This window comes from Nonomuraea sp. NPDC059007, assembly GCF_042740555.1.
In the GTDB taxonomy this organism is placed as follows: Bacteria; Actinomycetota; Actinomycetes; order Streptosporangiales; family Streptosporangiaceae; genus Nonomuraea.
In genome coordinates this window covers 541,517-560,812 of record NZ_JBHYJD010000001.1, presented here as the reverse complement: position 1 = coordinate 560,812, position 19,296 = coordinate 541,517, and the positions used below count along the sequence as shown (strand labels likewise).

Here is a 19,296-nt window from a genome sequence, read left to right as displayed (position 1 = left end):
CCAACGAGATACCGGGGTACGCTGGCGGCAATGCGCCAGGTTCTCGTACTTATTACCTGCCGCGGCGGGGCCTGTTAGGGCAGGCTGACCACTCGCCGCGGTGTGTGGCGTTGCGTCGGCCGTTAAGACCCTTCTCTCCCACCGGATCCGTGACCCGGATCGGTTGGACCAGGCTCGGTCCGACCCGTGACCGGGGTCCGGCCTCCTTCTCGAAGTACGCCCGCGTTATGAGATGAGTCGCATCATGTACGAGATGTATCCCTGGAACCCCGCCGACGAGCACGAGGAAGAGGCGGCCGAAGCCGTCCAGTTCGCCCTGGACCGGCGCGACAACGGCGGCGCCCCCTCCCGCTAGAAGTTCAGGCGGTAGAACGTCGCCATTTTCCTGAGGGTGGGAATCAGCCGCCCCAGGCCCGCCAGCAGGCGGTACTTGAAGCCGAGCGCGGAGTATCCGTCGAGGTCGAGGGCGCTCATCGTGGTCACGCACCGCAGCCTGGGATGAATCGACTCCAGCTCGGCCACGGAGTCGGTTCCCCAGTGGACCTTGGCGCCCGCGGTCTGCATGGCCTTGTTCAGCTTCTGCAGCTTCATGCCCCGGCGGCTGAGCGTCTCGAAGACGAACTGGCCGCGCGGGAAGCGTTCCACGATCGCGTGGAAGAGCGCGCGTCCCTCGTCCTCGCGCAGGTAGTAGACGAGACCTTCGGCGACGACCAGCACCGGCCGGTCGGCGGGCACCTGCTCCAGCCAGGCCAGGTCGGTCACCGACGAGCCGATCGCCGCGTAGTTCTCGCGCCGCGGGTAGAGCTTCTCCCGCAGCTCGATCACGTCCGGATAGTCCACGTCGAACCACCGCACGCCCGGCCCCGGATCCAGCCGCCACGCGCGGCTGTCGAGGCCACAGCCCAGGTGGAGAACGGTCGCCTCCGGGTGCGTGGCCAGCCATTCCTTGGCCCACACGTCGATCTGCCGCGCCCGCAGCGCGACCGTGTACTCCTCGCCGGGCCGCAGCCCCGTCCGGCGGAAGTCGAAGTCGATCTGCCCCACGACCTGGAGGGCCATCGTGTCGTGCAGGATCGAGGCGGACGACCTGGCATCCAGGGCCCGCCCCCACAACGTCGCCAGCAGCGTGGCCCGCTCACCACTGAGCCGTACCTTCGTCGCCATGCCCGCCAGGCTAGATCGCGGCGTGGGCCAGTGCGAGGGCTCCCAGCAAGGGCGCGTCGTCGCTGAAGCGCGCCTGCCGTACCTCCGGCGCGAAGGGTACGGCCCGCCGCACCTCGGCCACCAGCCCTGGCATGATCACGTCAGCCGCCCCCATCATCCCGCCGCCCACCACGAGGCGCTCGGGATCGACCATCACGCACAGGTTGGCCACGCTGACCGCCAGCAGCCGCAACGCCTGCGTCACCAGATCCCCCACCACGTCGTCGGAACCGGCCTGGGAGTAGTGGGTGAGGAGGTGGGCGGTGGTGACCGGACGGCCCAGCAGGGCCGAGGCGCGCCTGGCCAGGCCGCTGCCCGACACCCGCTCCTCCAGCGGCACATGACCGTCGGCGAACGCCGGTTCACCCGGCTCCACCTGGAGGTAGCCGATCTCGCCCGCCGCGCCGTGCGCCCCCGGCACCACGGCGCCGCCGACGATCAGGGCCGCGGCCAGGCCGGTGCCGAGGTTCAGGTAGAGGCCGGTGGAGACGCCGCGCAGCGCGCCCCAGCGCAGTTCGGCGGCGGCCGCGGCGTTCACGTCGTTGTCGATGGCCACGGGGATGTCGCCGAACTCCTCGGCCAGCAGCCTGGGCAGTTCCAGGCCGTCCCAGCCGGGGACGTTCGGCGACAGCCGTACCACGCCGTCGCGGATCACCCCCGTGGTCGAGAAGCCGACCGCGGCCGGATGCCGGTCGAGGCGGCGGGCGGCGGCCAGCGCCCGCGCGAGCGCGTCGGGGCCGGTGTCCAGGCGCTCGCGCGCGGTGACCTCGGGCCCGTCGGCGCCGGAGACCCCCACCGCGATCTTCGTACCGCCGACGTCGATGCCCAGCACCTGGCTCACCTGATAGGACCCTTTCTGGCGAGGGAGTCGATGGCGACCGCCAGTGCGAGCACCGCGGCCGTGACCATGAGGCGGACCGAGGAGTCCACACTGAGCAGGAACATACCGCTGGTGATCGACTGGATGACCAGCACCCCGAGCAGCGCGGCGTAGGCCCGGCCGCGCCCGCCGAACAGCGAGGTGCCGCCGATGACCGCCGCGGCGATCGCCATGAGCAGGACGTCGCTGCCGCCTGACTGCTGGTTGACCGCCGACAGACGGCTGGCCGCCAGGACCCCTCCGGCCGCGGCGAGCGTCGAGCCGAGCATGAACGCCAGGATCCGGATCCTGGTCACGTTGATGCCCGCGCGCCTGGCCGCCTCGGCGTTGCCGCCTACCGCGTAGACGTGCCGGCCGAAGGCGGTGTGCCGCAGCACGAGGTCGAAGCCCACCACCAGCGTGCCGAAGATGACCAGCAGCAACGGCACGCCGCGGTCGGCCGACATGATCAGCACGCCCGCGCCCAGCAGCACCGCCAGCCCCGCCGAACGTGCCCCCAGCCACCACACGGGCGTGACCGGCAGCCCGGCCCGCGACCGGTGGACCCGGTTCAGCAGGCTCACGCCGCCGGAGCCGAGCACCAGCCCCGCCACCACCAGCCACGACAGCCAGCCCGGCAGCCAGGTGTCGCTCAGCTTGGAGATGAAGCCGGTGAACGGCAGGTTGATCGTGCCGCCCTCCCGCAGCAGGTAGAGCAGCAACCCCTGCCAGCCCATCAGCCCGGCCAGCGTGACCACGAACGACGGCATCCGCAGCCGGGTCAGCATCAGCCCGTGCAGCAGCCCGATCGCCGCCCCCGCCACCAGCGCGAGCCCGATCGAGGCCAGCGGATGCCAGCCCTGCTTCACGTTGACGATCGTCATGACCGTCGCGCACAGCCCGCTGACCGATCCGGCCGACAGGTCGATCTCGCCCAGCAGCAGCACCATGATGATGCCGAGCGCGATCGTGCCGGTCGCGGCCATCTGCAGGGCCAGCGTGGTGAGGTTCTGCGCCGAGAGGAACCGGTCGTTGAGCGTGCTGAAGATGATCGCGATCGCGACGAGCGCGCCGACGACCGGCCACGCGCCGATGTCACCGCGCTTCAACACCTTCATGGGGTACGGCGTGCGCAGCGTCGTGTCCGGGTTCATGCTCCCGCTCCTGTGATGGCGGCGACGATCTCCTCCTGGGCGGCGGTAGCCGTACCGAAGACTCCCGCGTTGCGGCCCAGGCGCAGGACGGCCACCCGGTCGCTCACCGCGCGCACGTCGGCCAGGTTGTGTGAGACGACCAGCACCGCGAGCCCGCGCTCGCGCAGCCGTCCGATGAGCGCGAGCACCTGCGCGGTCTGCTCCACGCCGAGCGCGGCGGTCGGCTCGTCCAGGATGACCAGGCGCGGCGAGCCGAGCAGGGCCCGCGCGATGGCCACCGACTGCCGCTGGCCGCCGGAGAGCATCGCGACCGGCACCCGGATGTCGCGGATGCGCACGTCGAGCTGGCCGAGCAGGTCGCGGGTGGCGCGCTCCATCCGGATGTGGCGCAGGAAGCGGTCCTCGGCGCCGAGGAAGAGGTTGCCGACGACGTCGAGGTTCTCGCACAGGGCGAGGTCCTGGTAGACGGTGGCGATGCCGAGGGCCTGGGCGTCGCGCGGGCCGCCGATCCTGACCGGCGCGCCGTCCACGGCCATCGTGCCCGCGTCCGGGATGACCACCCCCGAGATGGTCTTGACCAGGGTGGACTTGCCCGCGCCGTTGTCACCCATGAGCGCGACCACCTCGCCGGGACGCAGGTCCAGGCTCGCCCCGTCGAGGGCCTGGACCGCGCCGTACCGCTTGGTGATCCCCGATGCGGAGATCATCTACTGGATGCCGTTCTTCTCGCAGGCCGCCTTGATCTCGGCGGTGCAGATCTGCTCGACCGTGTAGAACTTGTCCTTCACGATCGTGTCCTTGACCTTGTCGGCGGTGACCGGGATGGGGTCGAGGAGGAAGGCCGGGATGTCCGCGGTGCCGTTGCTGACCTTGGCCGGGGCCTGCGGGGTCTCGCCGTTGGCCAGGGCGACGGCCAGCTCGGCGGACTTCTCCGCCTCGGCCCTGATGTTCAGATAAATGGTCATGTGCTGTTCGCCGGTGAGAATGCGCTGGATCGCGGCGAGTTCGGCGTCCTGGCCGGTGATCGGCGGCAGCGACGCGTACCCCGCGCGCTTCATCGCCGCGATCGCCCCGCCCGCCATGCCGTCGTTCGCGCTCAGCACACCCACGATCTTGTCCCGGCCCAGCGCCGTGATCGCCTGCTCCATCTGCTGCTGCGCCTTGTCCGGGCTCCAGTCCGGCGTGTCGAACTCCCTGCCCACCTTGACCTTGCCGTCCAGAACGCTCTTGGCGCCCTTCTTGTAGTCGGCCGAGCTCGGGTCGGTGGGGGAGCCGTGGATCATCACGATCTCGCCCTTCGCCGCCGTGCCCTTGGCGTTGAGCGCGTCCAGCAGCGCCTGCCCCTGCATCTCGCCCACCCGCACGTTGTTGAACGACACGTAGTACGCGTAGTCGATCCCCGAGATCAGCCGGTCATAGGCGATGACCGGGATCTGCTTCTGCTTGGCCTGATTGACCAGCGGCGCCACGGCGGCGGCGTCCACGGCGTCCAGGACCAGCACGTTCGCGCCCTGGGTGATGGCCGCCTCGACCTGCTGTTGCTGCTTGGCGGCGTCCTGGTCGGCGTTGCTGTAGAGGATCTCGCAGGTCGCGCAGAGCGCCTTGACCTTGGCCTCGAACAGGGGCCGGTCGAAGGCCTCGTACCTGGTCGTCTTGGATTCGGGCAGGAAGAGGGCGATCTTCTTGGCCGCCTGTCCTGTCTGTTCTGTCTGTTCGGCTTGGGAGGGTTGGGCGCTCGCCGTCGTACCCGCGCCGCCGCCGCCGCCGCCACACCCCGCCAGCAGCAGCATCGCCGCTGCGACGGGGACCATCACTCCTCGGTGCATCGCACATCGTTCCTCTCGAGTGCAGCCAGACCCCCGGGTCCACGTACCTTCCAACCAGCCCTTCTCCACCGGCCCACCTGTGCCGGACCTGCCGTCCTTTGGCGGCCGCGCTCGACCTTGCCCTCTTGCCCTGCGCTGTCCTTCCTTGCTTGGGCTCCTCCGTGCCTGGCCTTCTCGCGTCTCGCGGAGTTGTCCCTTGCCCGGCGCGTATCAGGCGGACGTTCCTTTCCGGGGAACGGTGGATCGGGATGGTGGAAGGTGGTTGGTAAGAAAGGTAATTTACTATCCCGGGCGTTGGCTAGAGTCTGCCGTGAAGGGGAGGTCGCGGTGCGAAGCGAGCTGGGAAACCCGCGGTTGCTGCGGGTCATGAACGAGCGGCGCCTACTGGACCAACTCCACCGGGAGGGCCCCGCGTCCAGAGCCGACCTCGCCAAGGTCACCGGCCTGTCCAAGCCCACCGTCTCCGCCGCCCTGGCAGGACTGGAAGAAGACGGACTGGTCCACCTGGTAGGCGAGGTGTCCGGCCGCCCCGGCCCCGTAACCTCCCTCTACGACGTGAACGCCGCCTCGGCCCACGTCGCCGGCATCGACATCGGCCGCGACTGGATCCGGGTGGCGGTGGCCGATCTCCGGGGGACGTTCGCCGGCCGTACCGACGGACGGAACACCGCACGCACGTCGGCCGAACTGGCCGAACTCGTCGCCCGCCTGGCCCGCGCCGCCGCCCACGAGGCCGAACTCGACTGGTCCGCGATCGTCTGCGCCGTCGTAGGCTCCCCGGGCGTCTACGACCAGAACGCCGGCCGCCTGGACCTCGCCCCCAACCTCCCGGGCCCCGACCTGGCCGACCGCCTGCGGGCCGCGCTCAACGTCGACCTGGTCATCGAGAACGACATCAACCTCGCCGCCGTGGGCGAACACGCGTACGGCGAGGGCCGCGGCAAGTCCAACTTCGCCCTGGTCTCCATCGGCACCGGCGTGGGCATGGGCATAGTCGTCAACGGCGAACTGTACGTGGGCGCCAGGGGCGCCGCCGGCGAGGTCTCCTACCTCCCCGCCACCGACGACCTCCCTACCCCTGATGCCGCGCCTGGCCCCAACACCGCGCCTGGCCCCTACACCCGGTCCGCACCCGCCGCGCGGTCTGCGCCGGATGTTCCGCTCGTTCCCGACGCGGGGTCCGTGGGTGAGATGCCGTCCGCACCCGACGTTCGGCGCGCCTCCGAAGCGGGGTTCCCCGACACCCAGCGCCCGCCCGACACCCAGCACCCGCCCGGCACGCGGCCCGCTCCGGATCGGCCGTCCGAGGTTTCGAGTGCCGGATCTGTCACTGGGGCGTCGGCCCAGGCCGCGGGGGAGGTGTTCCCTGGCGTGGACCAGGGGGATGCGAGTGTGCGGGAGCACGGGGCAACCGAGACCGTTGCCGCGGCTCCGGGAGTGGTACGGGCGGCGCGGGCCGCCGGACTGTCCCTGGGAACGGCCAAGGAGATCTTCGCCGCCGCGGAACGGGGTGATCAGGCAGCGCTGTCGGTCGTGGCGGCGGAGGGCCGGCGGATCGGCGGGCTGCTCGTGGCGGTGGCCGCCGTCCTGGACCCGGAGGTGATCGTGCTCTCCGGCGGCGTGGGACACAACCTCGACCTGCTGGGCGACGCCATCCAACGCCGAATCGGCGAACTGGGGCCGCTCCGGCCCACGATCGTGGCCAGCGCTCTGGGTGACAGTGGCGTGTTGCTGGGCGCTGTCGCCCATGCGAGGGGCCGCGCCTGGGACCTGATCTTCTCCACCCGTATGGGCTGAGATCAGCGGGGTACCGCCGGTAAGTGCGCTCGTTGCGGCGGCCGGCCATCCCCGCTGGACGACCGTGTCCGGGGGTGGGCCGCGACAGGGCCCGCGCGACAGAGACCGTGGTCTCTCCCGTGCGTGGATCCTCCCGCGCGTGAGAGAGAAGCCACGCACGGGAGGAACCACGACAGAGCCCGCCGCGACGGGCCGGCGGAATCGGCGTTGTCAGACGACGATCAGGAGACGACGCGCGTCACAGCGTCGCGGTGGGCATGACGGGTGCGGGCGCCTGGCGGAGTTTTTCGAGCCGGGTGGTGAGTTTGACGCCCGCCGGATCCGGACGCACGGCGCCCACGAAGGCGCGGCGGCGCCAGGCGCTCAGCTTTTCCTCCTTGACCACATCACCGGTACGCGGCGAATGCACCATGTGCCCAGGCCGGGAGATCATGCCCACATGCCCCAGCCCCGAGAAGAAGACCAGGTCACCGGGCTTCAGGTTCTTCCAGCTGATCTTTCTGGAGAACGCCGAGTACTGCTGGGCGGCGGTTCGGGGCAGTTCGATGCCCGCGCTTTCGTAGGCGCGGAGCATGAGGCCGGAGCAGTCGTAGCCGCGTTTGGTGGTGCCGCCCCAGACGTACGGGGTGCCGCGCTTGTCCATGGCGTAGGCCAGGGCCTTCTGCCAGCCGGGTTCGGGGGTCCGCTGCTCCTGGATCTCCTTGAGGCCCTGGCTGGTCAGCGTGACGTCATAGGGGTCGACGGTGTTGACGGGAGAAGCGGGAGAAGCGGGGGATGCGGTGGCGGGGGATGCGAGGGTGGCCGCGGTGACACCGGTGACGGTGAAGAGCACAGCGGTCGCGATGATGCGAGACAGGGGAATGTCCTTCCACACGGCCTACCGGGTTAGCTGTCGGGCTCGGGCCTGGAAGTCGCCCTACGACGTGGTAAACGCCGATTCGCCCCAATGGGGGAGGTGGGTCCCCGGCTCCGCACTACGGTGCGCGGATTAGGCTGGTGGGACTCTAACGAAACAGTCAAAAGCGTGCAAATCGGGCAAAATGCAGTGTCCGAGAAATGAGATGGGTTGCTCGGCAGGCGAGACGAACCGGTAAGGTACCGCCCATGGAGTCGCGTAGCATTCGCCTGGCCGTCATCCCCGGAGACGGCATCGGTACCGAGGTCGTGACCGAGGGCCTCAAGGTTCTCGGGGCGGTCGGTCCCAAGTTCGACATCACCGAGTACGACCTCGGCGCGGACCGCTACGCCAGGACCGGCGAGGTCCTGCCCGACTCCGTGCTGCAGGAGCTGCGCGGCTACGACGCGATCCTGCTCGGCGCCGTCGGCGACCCTCGCAAGGTTCCGCCCGGCCTGCTGGAGCGCGACCTGCTCCTGCGCATCCGCTTCGACTTCGACCACTATGTCAACCTGCGCCCGGTCAAGCTGCTGCCCGGCGTCGCGACGCCGCTGGCCGACACACCGGCCGAGAACATCGACATCGTCGTCGTCCGTGAGGGCACCGAGTCGCTCTACGCCGGCACCGGCGGGGCCATGCGCAAGGGCACGCCGTACGAGGTGGCCACGCAGGAGTCCATCAACACCGCCTACGGCGTCGAACGCGTCGTCCGCTACGCCTTCGCCAAGGCGCAGAGCCGCCCGCGCAGGAAGCTCACGCTGGTCCACAAGACCAACGTGCTCACCTTCGCCGGTGACCTGTGGCAGCGCACCTTCGACCGCGTGGCCGGGGAGTACCCCGAGGTCACCACCGACTACGTGCACATCGACGCGGCCACGATGTTCTTCGTCAACCAGCCCGAGCGCTTCGACGTGATCGTCACCGACAACCTGTTCGGCGACATCATCACCGACCTCGGCGCCGCGGTGGCCGGTGGCATCGGCCTCGCGGCCAGCGGCAACATCAACCCCGAAGGCGCCGCGCCGAGCATGTTCGAGCCGGTCCACGGCAGCGCGCCCGACATCGCCGGGCAGAGCAAGGCCGACCCGACCGCCACCATCCTCTCGGTCGCCATGCTCCTGGACCACCTCGGGCTGACCGCCGAGGCCGCCCGCGTCGAGCAGGCCGTCGCCGACGACATCGTCGAGCGCCTCTCGCACACCGCCGCCCGCACCACCAGGGACATCGGCGACGACATCGCCGCCCGAGTATCCGGCGGCGCCTGACGCCGCAGGCCACCGGCCCACGAGCGGCCCGCCGTACCGCGGAACGTGAGATCCCCCACCGTCGGGGCCTCACCACAAGTCTGCGGAGGTACGGCGGGCAGCGCGCGAACCCGCAGCTCGTGAACACCCGGTACCGACCTGACAAGCGGCCCAGGCGCCCCCAGCGCACTCGCGGCCGCCTGACCACCCACGCCCGGTGGCTCGCGAGAGCCTCCGGGCGTTTTCGTTGCGCCCTAACGGTCGTCCTTTTAGATGCAGTAAGTTCCCTCTACCCGATCCGGCGCAGAATGGATGCAGGGTAGTCCTCAGAGAAAGAGAAGGATCTCCGTCATGACCACCTCTCAGAAGCTCAGCTTCGACGTGCAGCTATCCGACCACGCTCGCACCGCGGCAGAGCGCGAGGCGGTACTGGCGAGCCCCGGGTTCGGGAAGGCCTTCACCGACCACATGGTCTCGATCGACTACACCGAGGGCACCGGCTGGCACGACGCCCGCCTCACGCCGTACGGACCGCTCACGCTCGACCCCGCGACCTCCGTCTTCCACTACGCGCAGGAACTCTTCGAGGGCCTCAAGGCCTACCGGCACGCGAACGGCTCCATCGTCACCTTCCGCCCCTACGCCAACGCCGCCCGCTTCAACCACTCCTGCGCGCGCATGGCCATGCCGGAACTGCCGGAAGACACCTTCGTGGAGGCGCTCGAACTCCTCGTCCAGGCCGACCGCGACTGGGTCCCCACGACCGACGGCCACAGCCTCTACCTGCGCCCGTTCATCATCGCCACCCAGGTCGGCCTCGGCGTCAACTACCCGTCAGAGAACTACCGCTTCATGGTCATCGCCTCACCCGCCGCCTCGTACTTCAGCGGCGGCGTCAAGCCCGTCTCCGTGTGGCTCTCGACCGAGTACACCCGCGCCGCCCCCGGCGGCACCGGCGCCGCCAAGTGCGGCGGCAACTACGCCGGAGCCTTCGTCGCCCAGCGCGAGGCCGTCGCCCAGGGCTGCGACCAGGTCGTCTGGCTCGACTCCCACGAGCACCGGTACGTGGAGGAGATGGGCGGCATGAACCTCTTCTTCGTGTACGGCGACCGCCTCCTCACCCCCGCCCTCACCGGCACGCTCCTGCCCGGCATCACCCGCGAGTCCATCCTGAGGCTCGCCGGCGACCTCGGCCTGAAGGCCGAAGAGGGCCGCCTGTCGATCGAGGAGTGGCAGGCCGGCTGCGAGTCGGGCGAACTGACCGAGGTCTTCGCCTGCGGCACCGCCGCCGTGGTGACGCCGGTCGGCTCTGTCAAGGGCGCCGACCGCGCCTGGACCGTGGGCGACGGCACCCCGGGCCCGGTCACGATGCGCATCCGCGACGAACTCGTCGGCATCCAGTACGGCACCCGCCCCGACCCCCACAGCTGGATCCACAAGATCAGCTAACGCCCATGCTGCCCCGCACCCGTGGGGCAGCACCCCTGCGCCCGTACGTCCAGCGCGGTCGGCTGCCCCCTTCACCCCTGACAGGGTGCCGCGACCACGGCACGGCTTGATGGTCGCGCCGGACGCCCACAGGACCGCGTGGGCGTGCTGGATGCCCGGTAACCGAGACATCCGTCGACCGAACGCCTGGTGGGCTGGCCGGAGGAACCCGGATGGACAGGCGTTGACAAGGCGGGGAACCGGTCAATTCTTGCGGATCAGGGTGAGGCCGTCGGAGATCGGGAGGATGGTCGTGGTCACGCGGGGATCCTGCATCACCATGTCGTTGAACTCGCGGATCGCCACCGTGGTCTCGTCGTTTCTCGACGGGTCGGCCACGTAGCCGGTCCACAGGGTGTTGTCCACCATGATCAGTCCGCCGGGCCGCAGGCGTTCCATGAGCAGTTCGTAGTAGGCGGGGTAGCCGGGCTTGTCGGCGTCGATGAAGGCCAGGTCGACGGAGCGCTGGAGGGTGGGCAGGGTTTCGGTGGCGGGGCCGAGGGTCAGGGTGATGCGGTCGGAGACGCCCGCGTCCTCCCAGTAGCGTTTGGCGATCGCGGTCCACTCCTCGCTCACGTCGTAGCAGTAGAGGTGCCCGCCGGACAGGCCACGGGCGAGGCAGAGCGACGAGTAGCCGGTGAACGTACCCACCTCGACCGCCACCGATGGGTCGACGAGCTGGGCGAGCATGGTGAGCAGGCGGCCCTGGGAAGCGGAGATCTGCATGCTGGCCTGGTCGCCGGTGGCCGCGCGGGTCTCGATGGCGAGTTGCTCGAGGAGCGGGTCGGGACGGGTGGTGTGTTCGTGGATGTATTGGGCGATCGGCTGGTCGAGCACGAAGTTCTTCATGGCGTCATTGTCGATCAGCCGGAGGTCTCGGCGTCGTTGAGTCTGGCCGTGTCGAGGATGAGGTTCCATGGGTCGGGCATGGCGAGCGGCGCGCCCATGGTGACTTCGACGAACACGGTGTAGCCGTCGGCGGATGGGCGGGTGAACAGGCTGGCCGTCGACTTGGCCGGGTCAATGCGGAGGAAGGCGGGAACCTTCGCGGCCGCGTAGGCCTTGGGCTTGATGACGTAGTCGTCGTGGACGCTGCTGGGAGAGACGACCTCTACGACCAGTTTCGTGTCGTCGGCGTGCACCTCGTCCTCGCCCCACATGCGCGGGCGCTTGGAGACGATCACGAGGTCGGGGATGAACCTGTCGTTCTGGGTGCCGAGAAACAGCTTGATGTTGGTCCAGGGCCGCCAGTCCTTCTCCACCAGGAAGCCGGTGATCTGGAAGAGCAGCAGCGCGATGATGTTGTTGTGGAGTCCGGTGGGCACGGGGTTCACCACGATCCGGCCGTCGATGAGCTCGACACGATGCTCGGGGAACAGCCTGCATGCCGCCCGGTAGTGCTGGTCAGACGGATGCTCTTCGGCAGTGGGACGCGCGAGAAGCTTGGCCATGGTTCCATCATCCCCTCCTGAGAGATGAACGCAATGTGATTGCCGCGCGACCCAAGGTAATGCCCACGAAAAGACATCGCAAGCTTGTTCGAATAACTGGCCAATATGTCGCAAATGATAGGGTCGCCTGCGATGAACAAGAGGCTGGTGGCGGCATGTGTTGCCGCGTGTGTCGTGCTTGCCGTCGTCGCCGTCCTGGCCTTCGCGGAACCGGGTGGCAAACAGGGCGCCTACCAGCTCACCCGCCAGCCGGACGGCTCGATGGTCCTGGCCAGGCCGGGGGTGACCGCGCCCGTCCTCGATCTGTACGAGGACTTCGACTGCCCGGTCTGCAAGCAGCTCCACGCCGCTGTGGATCCCACGCTCCAGCGCCTGGCCAAGGCGGGCAGCGTGAAGGTGGTCTTCCACCCGGTGACGATCTTCCGGGACGAGCCGATGCGTTCCAACAGTGTCCGCGCGGCCGCCGCCGCCCGTTGCGTGCCCGCGGCCAACTGGCTGGCCTTCCGCGACCAGCTCTACGCCATCCAACCGGCCCCGCACGGCACCGCCAGCGGGTTCACGCCGGACGAGCTGGTGGGCGCCGCGCGCAAGGCGGGCGCCTCGGTGGACGAGTGCGTGGCCACGCAGGCCTTCGCCAAGCAGCACGTCAGCCAGAACGACGGCGTCCGCCTCGACGGGACTCCGACGGTGCTGTTCAACGGCCAGATGCTGGGTGACGTCGCCTTCGACCCGAAGGCTCTGGAGCAGCTCATCACCGGCGGCGACGGCGTCACCGTCTGAGCTCCGTACAAAGAATGTCCCAGAACGTGAGACCAGCGTGCCAGATGGTGAATCCATGTGGCACACTCGGCATCACCATGTTCTACGGTCTGCTCATTATCGGCAGGCGCGCTGGCTGACAAAGGACACCGCCAGCGCGCAGACCTCTCACGTCCGTGAGGGGTCTTTTTCATTTCCTCGGGAGACCAATCAGATGGCCGACGACCGCTTCCACGTGTACGACACCACGCTGCGCGACGGCGCACAGCAAGAAGGCCTCAACCTCACGGTGGCCGACAAGCTGTCGATCGCGCGCCACTTGGACAGCCTGGGCGTCGGTTTCATCGAGGGGGGCTGGCCTGGCGCCAACCCCAAGGACACAGAGTTCTTCAGGCGGGCTCAAACAGAGCTCGACCTGAAGCACGCGCAGCTTGCCGCGTTCGGCGCGACCCGCCGGGCAGGCATGAAGGCAGCCGATGACCCTTTGGTCGCCGCACTGCGCGAATCCGGCGCGCCGGTCGTGACTCTTGTCGCCAAGAGCCACGACCGGCACGTGGAGCTGGCCCTCCGCACCACCCTCAGTGAGAACCTCGCGATGATCCGCGACACCATCTCTCATCTGAAAGCGGAGGGCCAGCGGGTCTTCCTCGACGCCGAGCACTTCTTCGACGGGTACAAGTCGAATCCAGCCTACGCTCTCGAGGTCCTCAGGACCGCGGCCGAGGCCGGGGCCGACGTCGTGGCCCTGTGCGACACCAACGGCGGCATGCTCCCCGACGAGCTCGCCGAGGTGGTGAACGCGGCCGTCCAGACCAGCGCCCGCGTCGGCATCCACTGCCACGACGACACCGGCTGCGCGGTCGCGAACACGCTGGCCGCGGTGAAGGCGGGCGCGACCCACGTGCAGGGCTGCGCCAACGGTTACGGCGAGCGCTCCGGCAACGCGAACCTGTTCACGGTCGTGGCGAACCTCCAGCTCAAGCGCGGCTTCGACCTCGTGCCGCCGGCCGCGCTCCAGGACATGACCCGGATCGCCCACGCGATCACCGAGGTCACCAACGTCACCCCGAACTCGCACGCCCCCTACGTGGGCATGTCCGCCTTCGCGCACAAGGCCGGCCTGCACGCCAGCGCCATCAAGGTGGACCCGAACCTCTACCAGCACATCGACCCCGCCGCCGTCGGCAACGACATGCGCATGCTGGTCTCCGACATGGCCGGGCGGGCCAGCGTCGAGCTGAAGGGCCGCGAGCTGGGCTACCAGCTGTCCGCCGAGACCTCCAAGGAGCTGGTCGACCGGGTCAAGGAACTGGAGTCCCAGGGCTACACGTTCGAGGCCGCCGACGCCTCGTTCGAGCTGCTGCTGCGCGACACCCTGCACGGCGAGCGCAGGCGCCACTTCGAGGTCGAGTCCTGGCGCGTGATCGTCGAGCGCACCAAGGGCGGCGAACTCGTCAGCGAGGCCACCGTAAAACTGCACGCCAAGGGCGAGCGCATCGTGGCCACCGGCGAGGGCAACGGCCCCGTCAACGCCCTCGACAAGGCGGTCCGCCTGGGCCTGGAGAAGCTCTACCCCGAGCTGGCCGCGGTCGAGCTGATCGACTTCAAGGTCCGCATACTCGAAGGCACCCACGGCACCGACGCCATCACCCGCGTCCTCATCACCACCAGCGACGCGACGGGCGAGTGGGCCACGGTCGGCGTGGACGAGAACATCATCGACGCCTCCTGGCAGGCCCTTGAGCAGGCCGTCACCTATGGTCTGCTGCGCGCGGGCCGCGAGTTGTAGCAGGCCGTAAAGGGCCGCGTGTTAAGGACTTTTGGGGGTACGGCGCCGCCGTACCCCCAAAGCCGTTACTTGCTGATCCGGACCGCGTCGGCGATCACGAGGCCGACGCCGGACGTCCAGCGGCTCACCCCGACCACGTTGTAGTCACCGGCGTTGAGCGAGAACGTGCCGATGCTCCGCCACCCGCCCCCGCCGGAACGCTGGTCGACGTAGACCGTCTGGTTGCCGCCCGAGGCGGCCACGATGTACGGGGCCGAACTGTTGTAGCCGGGCAGTGCCGGGTACCAGACCTCGACCTTGTAGGTGCCCGAGGTGGGGATGTTGGCCTTGTACCAGGCCGGGTCGCTGGCGGCGACGGGCTCGGCGTAGCGGTAGTCGGGCCCGTGGCGCTGGGTGGAGTACGTCGAGGTGCCCCAGTTGGCGCTGGAGCTGAACCGGTCGGCGGTCGTGTTGTCCACGATGGTGGACCAGGTGGTGCCACCGCCTCCGGTGACGTACTGCATGTACTTGTTCCAGTCCCAGTGCCGGCCGGGGTCGGTGTGGGTGGCGCCGGGGACCTCGTTGTGCCCGATGATGCCGGTGCGCGTCTTCGGGATGCCGTACTTGTTGCACAGGTAGGCGGTCAGCGCCGCGGAACTGCGGTACATGGCGTCGGTGAACCACGAGGGGTTGTCGACGAAGCCCTCGTGCTCGATGCCGATGGAACGCGTGTTGTAGCTCCAGTTGCCGGCGTGCCAGGCGACGTCCTTGTCACGGACCATCTGGGTGACCGCGCCGTCGGAGGAGCGGATCACGTAGTGGGCGGAGACGTTGGCGCTCGGGTTCTGGAACCAGGAGATGGTGCCGGCGTACGAGCCCTGCGTGACGTGGATGATCACGCGGTCGATGTTGTAGCTGGACTCGCGGCTGGAGGCGGTGTAGTTGCCGGAGTTCGCGGCGACCCACGCGGCCGGCGGGTAGTCGGGGCTGAGGGCGGCCATCGCGGTGAGATCCTGTGCCTGTTCGTACGCGCCGCGCTCGGCGGTGACCATCTGGGCGGGAACGCTGATCTGCTCGGCGCCCGCGGTGCCGGTCAGGCCCTTGCCAAGGAAGTCGTAGACGGTGTCGGCGTACAGGCGGGCGGTGGCCGGGTCGGCGGCGTTGCTGTACTTGGCGACGACCGGGTACCAGGCGCCGAGCGCCGCGTCGGCGGCCAGCCCGAGCTCGTCGGCGTAGGCGCGCAGCACGGCCGCGCCGCCCTTGACGTTGGCCGCGGCGTCGCGCTTGAGCGCCCGCGTGGACAGGCCGGTGAGCTCGGCGGCCTTCTCCAGGACCTTGGCGGTGGGGTTGCTGACCAGGTGCATGACGCCGTAGCCGCCGCTGGCGCTCGGCGCGCCGGCGTGCCCGTCGAAGTGGGTCTCGGCGTAGGCGATGGTGGCCAGCAGGTCGCGGGGCACCTTGTAGGTCTGCGCGGCCTGGGCGAAGGCGTCGCCGAGCGGGGCGGCCTGCGCGCTCGCGCGGGCGGTCGTGGTGGGCAGGACGAGGGTGAGCATGGCGATCATGCTCGTCACGAGCAGCACTAATCGGGGGGTTCGAGTAGCCCTCATGGCCGCAAGATACGACTATCCCTGACAGATGTCGATAATTGACATCACTCCGGGTTTACTTGAAACTTTCCGTCGCCCTCGTGTTCAGAAGACCACGGACACGCCGTTCACCTTCACCTTGCCGCCCGAGCAGGACACCTTCGGCGCGTCGGTGCCCGGCACGACCACCGTCACCAGCTCCTTGGCCGCCGGCGAGACGACCACGCTGGCCGGCTTCTTCGACAGGTACGTCGGCGAGACCCAGCCCCGCTTGCCGCCCCGCTCCACCTTCTGCCCGCCGACCGGCTTGCACCCCGCCAACTGCACCAGCGTGACCCGGTACTTCCCGTCACCCAGCACGACCTTGCCGCCCCCATTGGAGACGACCGTGAGCGAAGGGTCGAAGCGCCACAGGTTGCGCACCTTCTTCCCGCCGCCCGCACTGTCGCGCACCGCCATCACGTCCTCGCCGTGATTGACGAACACACTTCTGGTACGCCCGACGCCGTACGCCTTGTCGGCGACCCGGAAAGTCTGGCGGCCGGAGCCGTACGTCGCCTTGGTGAGCTTCGTGGCGGTACGCGGCCGGAACCGCGCGCCCTCGACCATGGGCACGTTGTGCGCCTCGGGGGAGAGCGTCCAGTAGCGGTAGGCGCTCTTCTCGTAGGAGTGGAACCCCGCGTCGACCAGGATGTCGCGCCCGTCGGCGTAGTAGGTGACGCCCATGTGGTCCTCGTGCCCGTGGAACTTCATCCCCGGCCCGAACCGCAGCGAGTAGTACGCCGCCTCCTTGGTCCAGTCGGTCCGCCCGAAGACGTAACCCGCCCGGTAGACCTTGACCTTCTCCTTGGGCGTGCCGGTCTCCATCTTCGGCTCGGTTTCGGCGCTGCCGTCGCCGATCGGCACCATGTAGCCGCTGGGCTCGGTGGAGTGGGCGACGAACGACTTCAGCGCCTCGGTCCGCTTGGCGATCTCGCCGGGCACCTTGCGGTCGCAGTCGCGCATGTTGGTCATGGCGACCTGGAGCCTGCCGTACACGTAGACGGCGTAGCGCGGCGCCTGCTCCATGAGCGCGCCCTGGGAGTCCACGTCGAGCTTGACCGTGCCGGTCAGCCGCTTGATCGCCAGCGACGCCCAGTCGCGCCGTTCCAGCCGGCAGCCGATCGCCATGAGCGCGATGTCCTGGTCGATGCCGTGGTTGTGCCCCTTCTTGTACAGCCGGGCGTCCGACAGCAGCTTCGCGTGCTCCTTCAGGCTGCCGGTGAGCCAGCCGTCCTTGACGTGCATGCTCAGGCAGACGAGCGCCTGCGTGCGCAGCGACGTGGGGTGGTCCTTCCAGACATACGGCTTGGTACGGCTCGCCCCGCGCTTGTTGCTCGCCACCCAGTCCTTGGTGATCTCCTTGGCGCGCTCCAGGTAACGTGCCTCACCGGTGTTCTCGTAACCGACCATGAGAGTGCCGACCCAGCGCAGCGAGTGGAAGACGAACTCCCACGACCTGTTCCGGTACGGGCTCGCGCCCCAGTTGATCTTCTTGCCGAGCTTGTACGCCGGCTGCCCGACCAGCGAGATCTCCCCGTTCATCACGTCTTCGGCGGTGGGCGTGCCCGGGATCCAGTCGCCCTGGCACTGAGCGGTGCGCTTCACCTTGTCGGCGGCCTGCGCGGGAGCCCCGAGCCCGGTGGTGGCGAGCATGAGGGCAAGAGGGATCGCGAGGCGGCGCACGCCGGTGTCCTTCCGAGGGTGTCTTCACGGGAGCGAGACATGCTCTCGGACCGGCGATCAAGAGGTCAAGCCGGGTGCGCGATCGTTAGCGGCTCGATGCCATGCTGTCTTCGTGAACTACGCAGACATCCTGATCCCGGACACCGCCGCCTGCCGTCTCGCGCTTGAGGTCGCGACCGAGTTTCACACGCCGTCGCTGCTCAACCACTCCGTCCGCGCCTATCTGTTCGCCGCGGCCTACGGTCAGGAGCACGCCATCCCCTTCGACGCCGAACTGCTCTACGTCTCGGCGATGCTGCACGATCTGGGGCTGACGAAGGAGTTCGACAGCCACACGGTGGCCTTCGAGGCGGCGGGCGGAAACGTGGCCTGGGTGTTCGGCGCCGGCGCGGGCTGGCCGGCCGAGCGCAGGAAGCGGGCGGCCGAGGTGATCGTGCGCCACATGTGGGCCGAGGTGGACGTGAACGACGACCCGGAGGGCCACCTTCTGGAGCTCTCCACCGCCATGGACATCTCCGGCCGCCAGACCGACGAGATTCCCGAGCCGGTCAAGCACGAGGTCCTGCGGCTCTACCCGCGCCTGGACCTCGTCGAGGAGTTCACCGCGAGCATGACCGAGCAGGGGACCCGCAAGCCGGACAGCGTGGCCGGGGGCTTCGTCCGCGCCGGGTTCGGTGGCAAACTCGCCGCCAACCCCCTGAATTTCCTGTCCGCGTGATTTAGGTTTGTCCCGTGATCGATAAAACTGTGTCCCATTCGCCGAGAATCTGGAACTACTGGCTCGGGGGCAAGGACAACTACGAGATCGATCGTGAGATCGGCGACCAGTTCGCGCGTGTGTTCCCGGAGATCGTGCCGATCGCCCAGGAGTCGCGGGGCTTCCTGACCCGTGCCGTGACGTTCCTGGCGGGCGAGGCCGGGATCCGGCAGTTCCTGGACATCGGCACCGGCCTGCCCACGGTCAACAACACGCACGAGGTCGCCCAGCGCGTGGCCCCGGAGGCCCGCGTCGTCTACGTGGACAACGACCCGATCGTCCTGGCCCATGCCCGCGCGCTGCTCGTCGGCAGCGAGGAAGGGCTCACCCAGTACATCGAGGCCGACCTGCGCGAGCCCGCGGCGATCCTGGCCGGGGCCAGCGAGACCACGCTCGACCTGTCGCGCCCGGTGGCGCTGATGCTCCTCAACATCCTCGGACACCTGCCCGACTACGACCAGGCCAAGGCCATCGTGGGCACGCTGGTCGACGCGCTGCCCTCGGGCAGTTACGTGGCGATCGCCGACGGCACCAACGTCATCAAGGGCCCCGAGTTCGAGGCGGCCATCGCCATCTGGAACCAGAGCGGCTCCGTCCCGTACCACCTGCGCCATCCGGACCAGATCGCCGGCTTCTTCGAGGGCCTGGAACTGCTGGAGCCCGGCGTCGTCTCCTGCCCCGGCTGGCGTCCCTCCGGCACGCCGGGTCCGGTCGTGGACGAGTTCTGCGGATTGGCCCGCAAGCCGTAGGAGGGGGCGAAGCCCCGCGCGCATAGGGTTGGCAC

The 19,296-nt window shown here is 69.1% G+C and carries 17 protein-coding genes and 1 riboswitch; of the genes, 7 read left to right on the top strand and 10 right to left on the bottom strand.

Annotated features, from left to right (window positions below; translation table 11 throughout):
* Window positions 1-351: 351 nt before the first annotated feature.
* The 5 genes from ACFWY5_RS02480 to ACFWY5_RS02460 are packed head-to-tail and all read right to left on the bottom strand — an operon-like array spanning window position 352 to window position 5,027.
* Entirely contained in the window at window positions 352-1,164 is an 813-nt protein-coding gene (locus tag ACFWY5_RS02480; RefSeq protein ID WP_379630345.1) for a class I SAM-dependent methyltransferase, read from the bottom strand.
* 10 nt (window positions 1,165-1,174) lie between these two features.
* Complete coding sequence (locus tag ACFWY5_RS02475) at window positions 1,175-2,044, bottom strand: ROK family protein (protein WP_379612521.1); 870 nt, start codon at window positions 2,042-2,044, stop codon at window positions 1,175-1,177.
* A complete protein-coding gene (locus tag ACFWY5_RS02470) occupies window positions 2,041-3,216 on the bottom strand; it encodes a sugar ABC transporter permease (RefSeq protein WP_379612520.1) in 1,176 nt (391 codons plus the stop codon). The genes ACFWY5_RS02475 and ACFWY5_RS02470 overlap by 4 nt, the downstream gene beginning before the upstream one ends.
* Window positions 3,213-3,923, bottom strand: coding sequence for an ATP-binding cassette domain-containing protein (locus ACFWY5_RS02465; RefSeq protein ID WP_379630344.1), 711 nt, complete (start codon window positions 3,921-3,923; stop codon window positions 3,213-3,215). The genes ACFWY5_RS02470 and ACFWY5_RS02465 overlap by 4 nt, the downstream gene beginning before the upstream one ends.
* The gene (locus tag ACFWY5_RS02460) at window positions 3,924-5,027 is read right to left on the bottom strand and encodes a sugar ABC transporter substrate-binding protein (protein ID WP_379630343.1); all 1,104 of its coding nucleotides are present in this window, start codon (window positions 5,025-5,027) and stop codon (window positions 3,924-3,926) included.
* A 342-nt stretch (window positions 5,028-5,369) separates the two neighbouring features.
* Here ACFWY5_RS02460 and ACFWY5_RS02455 point away from each other — a divergent pair, with 342 nt between their 5' ends.
* Window positions 5,370-6,839, top strand: a complete 1,470-nt coding sequence (locus ACFWY5_RS02455) for an ROK family protein (RefSeq protein ID WP_379630342.1) — start codon at window positions 5,370-5,372, stop codon at window positions 6,837-6,839.
* 238 nt (window positions 6,840-7,077) lie between these two features.
* Here the strand turns inward: ACFWY5_RS02455 and ACFWY5_RS02450 are convergent, their stop codons facing one another.
* Window positions 7,078-7,671 (bottom strand): C40 family peptidase, encoded by a 594-nt coding sequence (locus ACFWY5_RS02450; RefSeq protein ID WP_379630341.1) that lies wholly within the window; start codon window positions 7,669-7,671, stop codon window positions 7,078-7,080.
* Window positions 7,672-7,698: 27 nt separating this feature from the next.
* Window positions 7,699-7,844: riboswitch (cyclic di-AMP (ydaO/yuaA leader) on the bottom strand.
* Window positions 7,845-7,943: 99 nt separating this feature from the next.
* Here ACFWY5_RS02450 and ACFWY5_RS02445 point away from each other — a divergent pair.
* Complete coding sequence (locus tag ACFWY5_RS02445; RefSeq protein ID WP_379630340.1) at window positions 7,944-8,999, top strand: 3-isopropylmalate dehydrogenase; 1,056 nt, start codon at window positions 7,944-7,946, stop codon at window positions 8,997-8,999.
* Between the two features lie 330 nt (window positions 9,000-9,329).
* Entirely contained in the window at window positions 9,330-10,427 is a 1,098-nt protein-coding gene (locus ACFWY5_RS02440; RefSeq protein WP_379630339.1) for a branched-chain amino acid aminotransferase, read from the top strand.
* A 243-nt stretch (window positions 10,428-10,670) separates the two neighbouring features.
* Here the strand turns inward: ACFWY5_RS02440 and ACFWY5_RS02435 are convergent, their stop codons facing one another.
* Together ACFWY5_RS02435 and ACFWY5_RS02430 are read right to left on the bottom strand one after the other, a co-directional pair.
* On the bottom strand, window positions 10,671-11,315 hold the full coding sequence (locus ACFWY5_RS02435) for an O-methyltransferase (protein ID WP_379612513.1): 645 nt from the start codon (window positions 11,313-11,315) through the stop codon (window positions 10,671-10,673).
* 14 nt (window positions 11,316-11,329) lie between these two features.
* Window positions 11,330-11,917, bottom strand: coding sequence for a Uma2 family endonuclease (locus ACFWY5_RS02430; RefSeq protein ID WP_379630338.1), 588 nt, complete (start codon window positions 11,915-11,917; stop codon window positions 11,330-11,332).
* Between the two features lie 132 nt (window positions 11,918-12,049).
* On the opposite strand from ACFWY5_RS02430, the gene ACFWY5_RS02425 reads away from it, so the two are divergent.
* Window positions 12,050-12,697, top strand: a complete 648-nt coding sequence (locus ACFWY5_RS02425) for a DsbA family protein (RefSeq protein ID WP_379612511.1) — start codon at window positions 12,050-12,052, stop codon at window positions 12,695-12,697.
* A gap of 193 nt (window positions 12,698-12,890) precedes the next feature.
* Complete coding sequence (gene cimA / locus ACFWY5_RS02420; protein ID WP_379612510.1) at window positions 12,891-14,465, top strand: citramalate synthase; 1,575 nt, start codon at window positions 12,891-12,893, stop codon at window positions 14,463-14,465.
* A 65-nt stretch (window positions 14,466-14,530) separates the two neighbouring features.
* Here the strand turns inward: cimA and ACFWY5_RS02415 are convergent, their stop codons facing one another.
* Both ACFWY5_RS02415 and ACFWY5_RS02410 read right to left on the bottom strand, forming a co-directional pair.
* Window positions 14,531-16,051, bottom strand: a complete 1,521-nt coding sequence (locus ACFWY5_RS02415) for an N-acetylmuramoyl-L-alanine amidase (RefSeq protein WP_379630337.1) — start codon at window positions 16,049-16,051, stop codon at window positions 14,531-14,533.
* An 84-nt stretch (window positions 16,052-16,135) separates the two neighbouring features.
* On the bottom strand, window positions 16,136-17,755 hold the full coding sequence (locus ACFWY5_RS02410; RefSeq protein WP_379630336.1) for a heparinase II/III family protein: 1,620 nt from the start codon (window positions 17,753-17,755) through the stop codon (window positions 16,136-16,138).
* Between the two features lie 112 nt (window positions 17,756-17,867).
* Between ACFWY5_RS02410 and ACFWY5_RS02405 the strand changes: the two genes are divergently transcribed.
* Both ACFWY5_RS02405 and ACFWY5_RS02400 read left to right on the top strand, forming a co-directional pair.
* On the top strand, window positions 17,868-18,473 hold the full coding sequence (locus ACFWY5_RS02405) for an HD domain-containing protein (RefSeq protein ID WP_379630335.1): 606 nt from the start codon (window positions 17,868-17,870) through the stop codon (window positions 18,471-18,473).
* Window positions 18,474-18,487: 14 nt separating this feature from the next.
* Window positions 18,488-19,261, top strand: coding sequence for an SAM-dependent methyltransferase (locus ACFWY5_RS02400; RefSeq protein ID WP_379630334.1), 774 nt, complete (start codon window positions 18,488-18,490; stop codon window positions 19,259-19,261).
* Window positions 19,262-19,296: the final 35 nt, after the last annotated feature.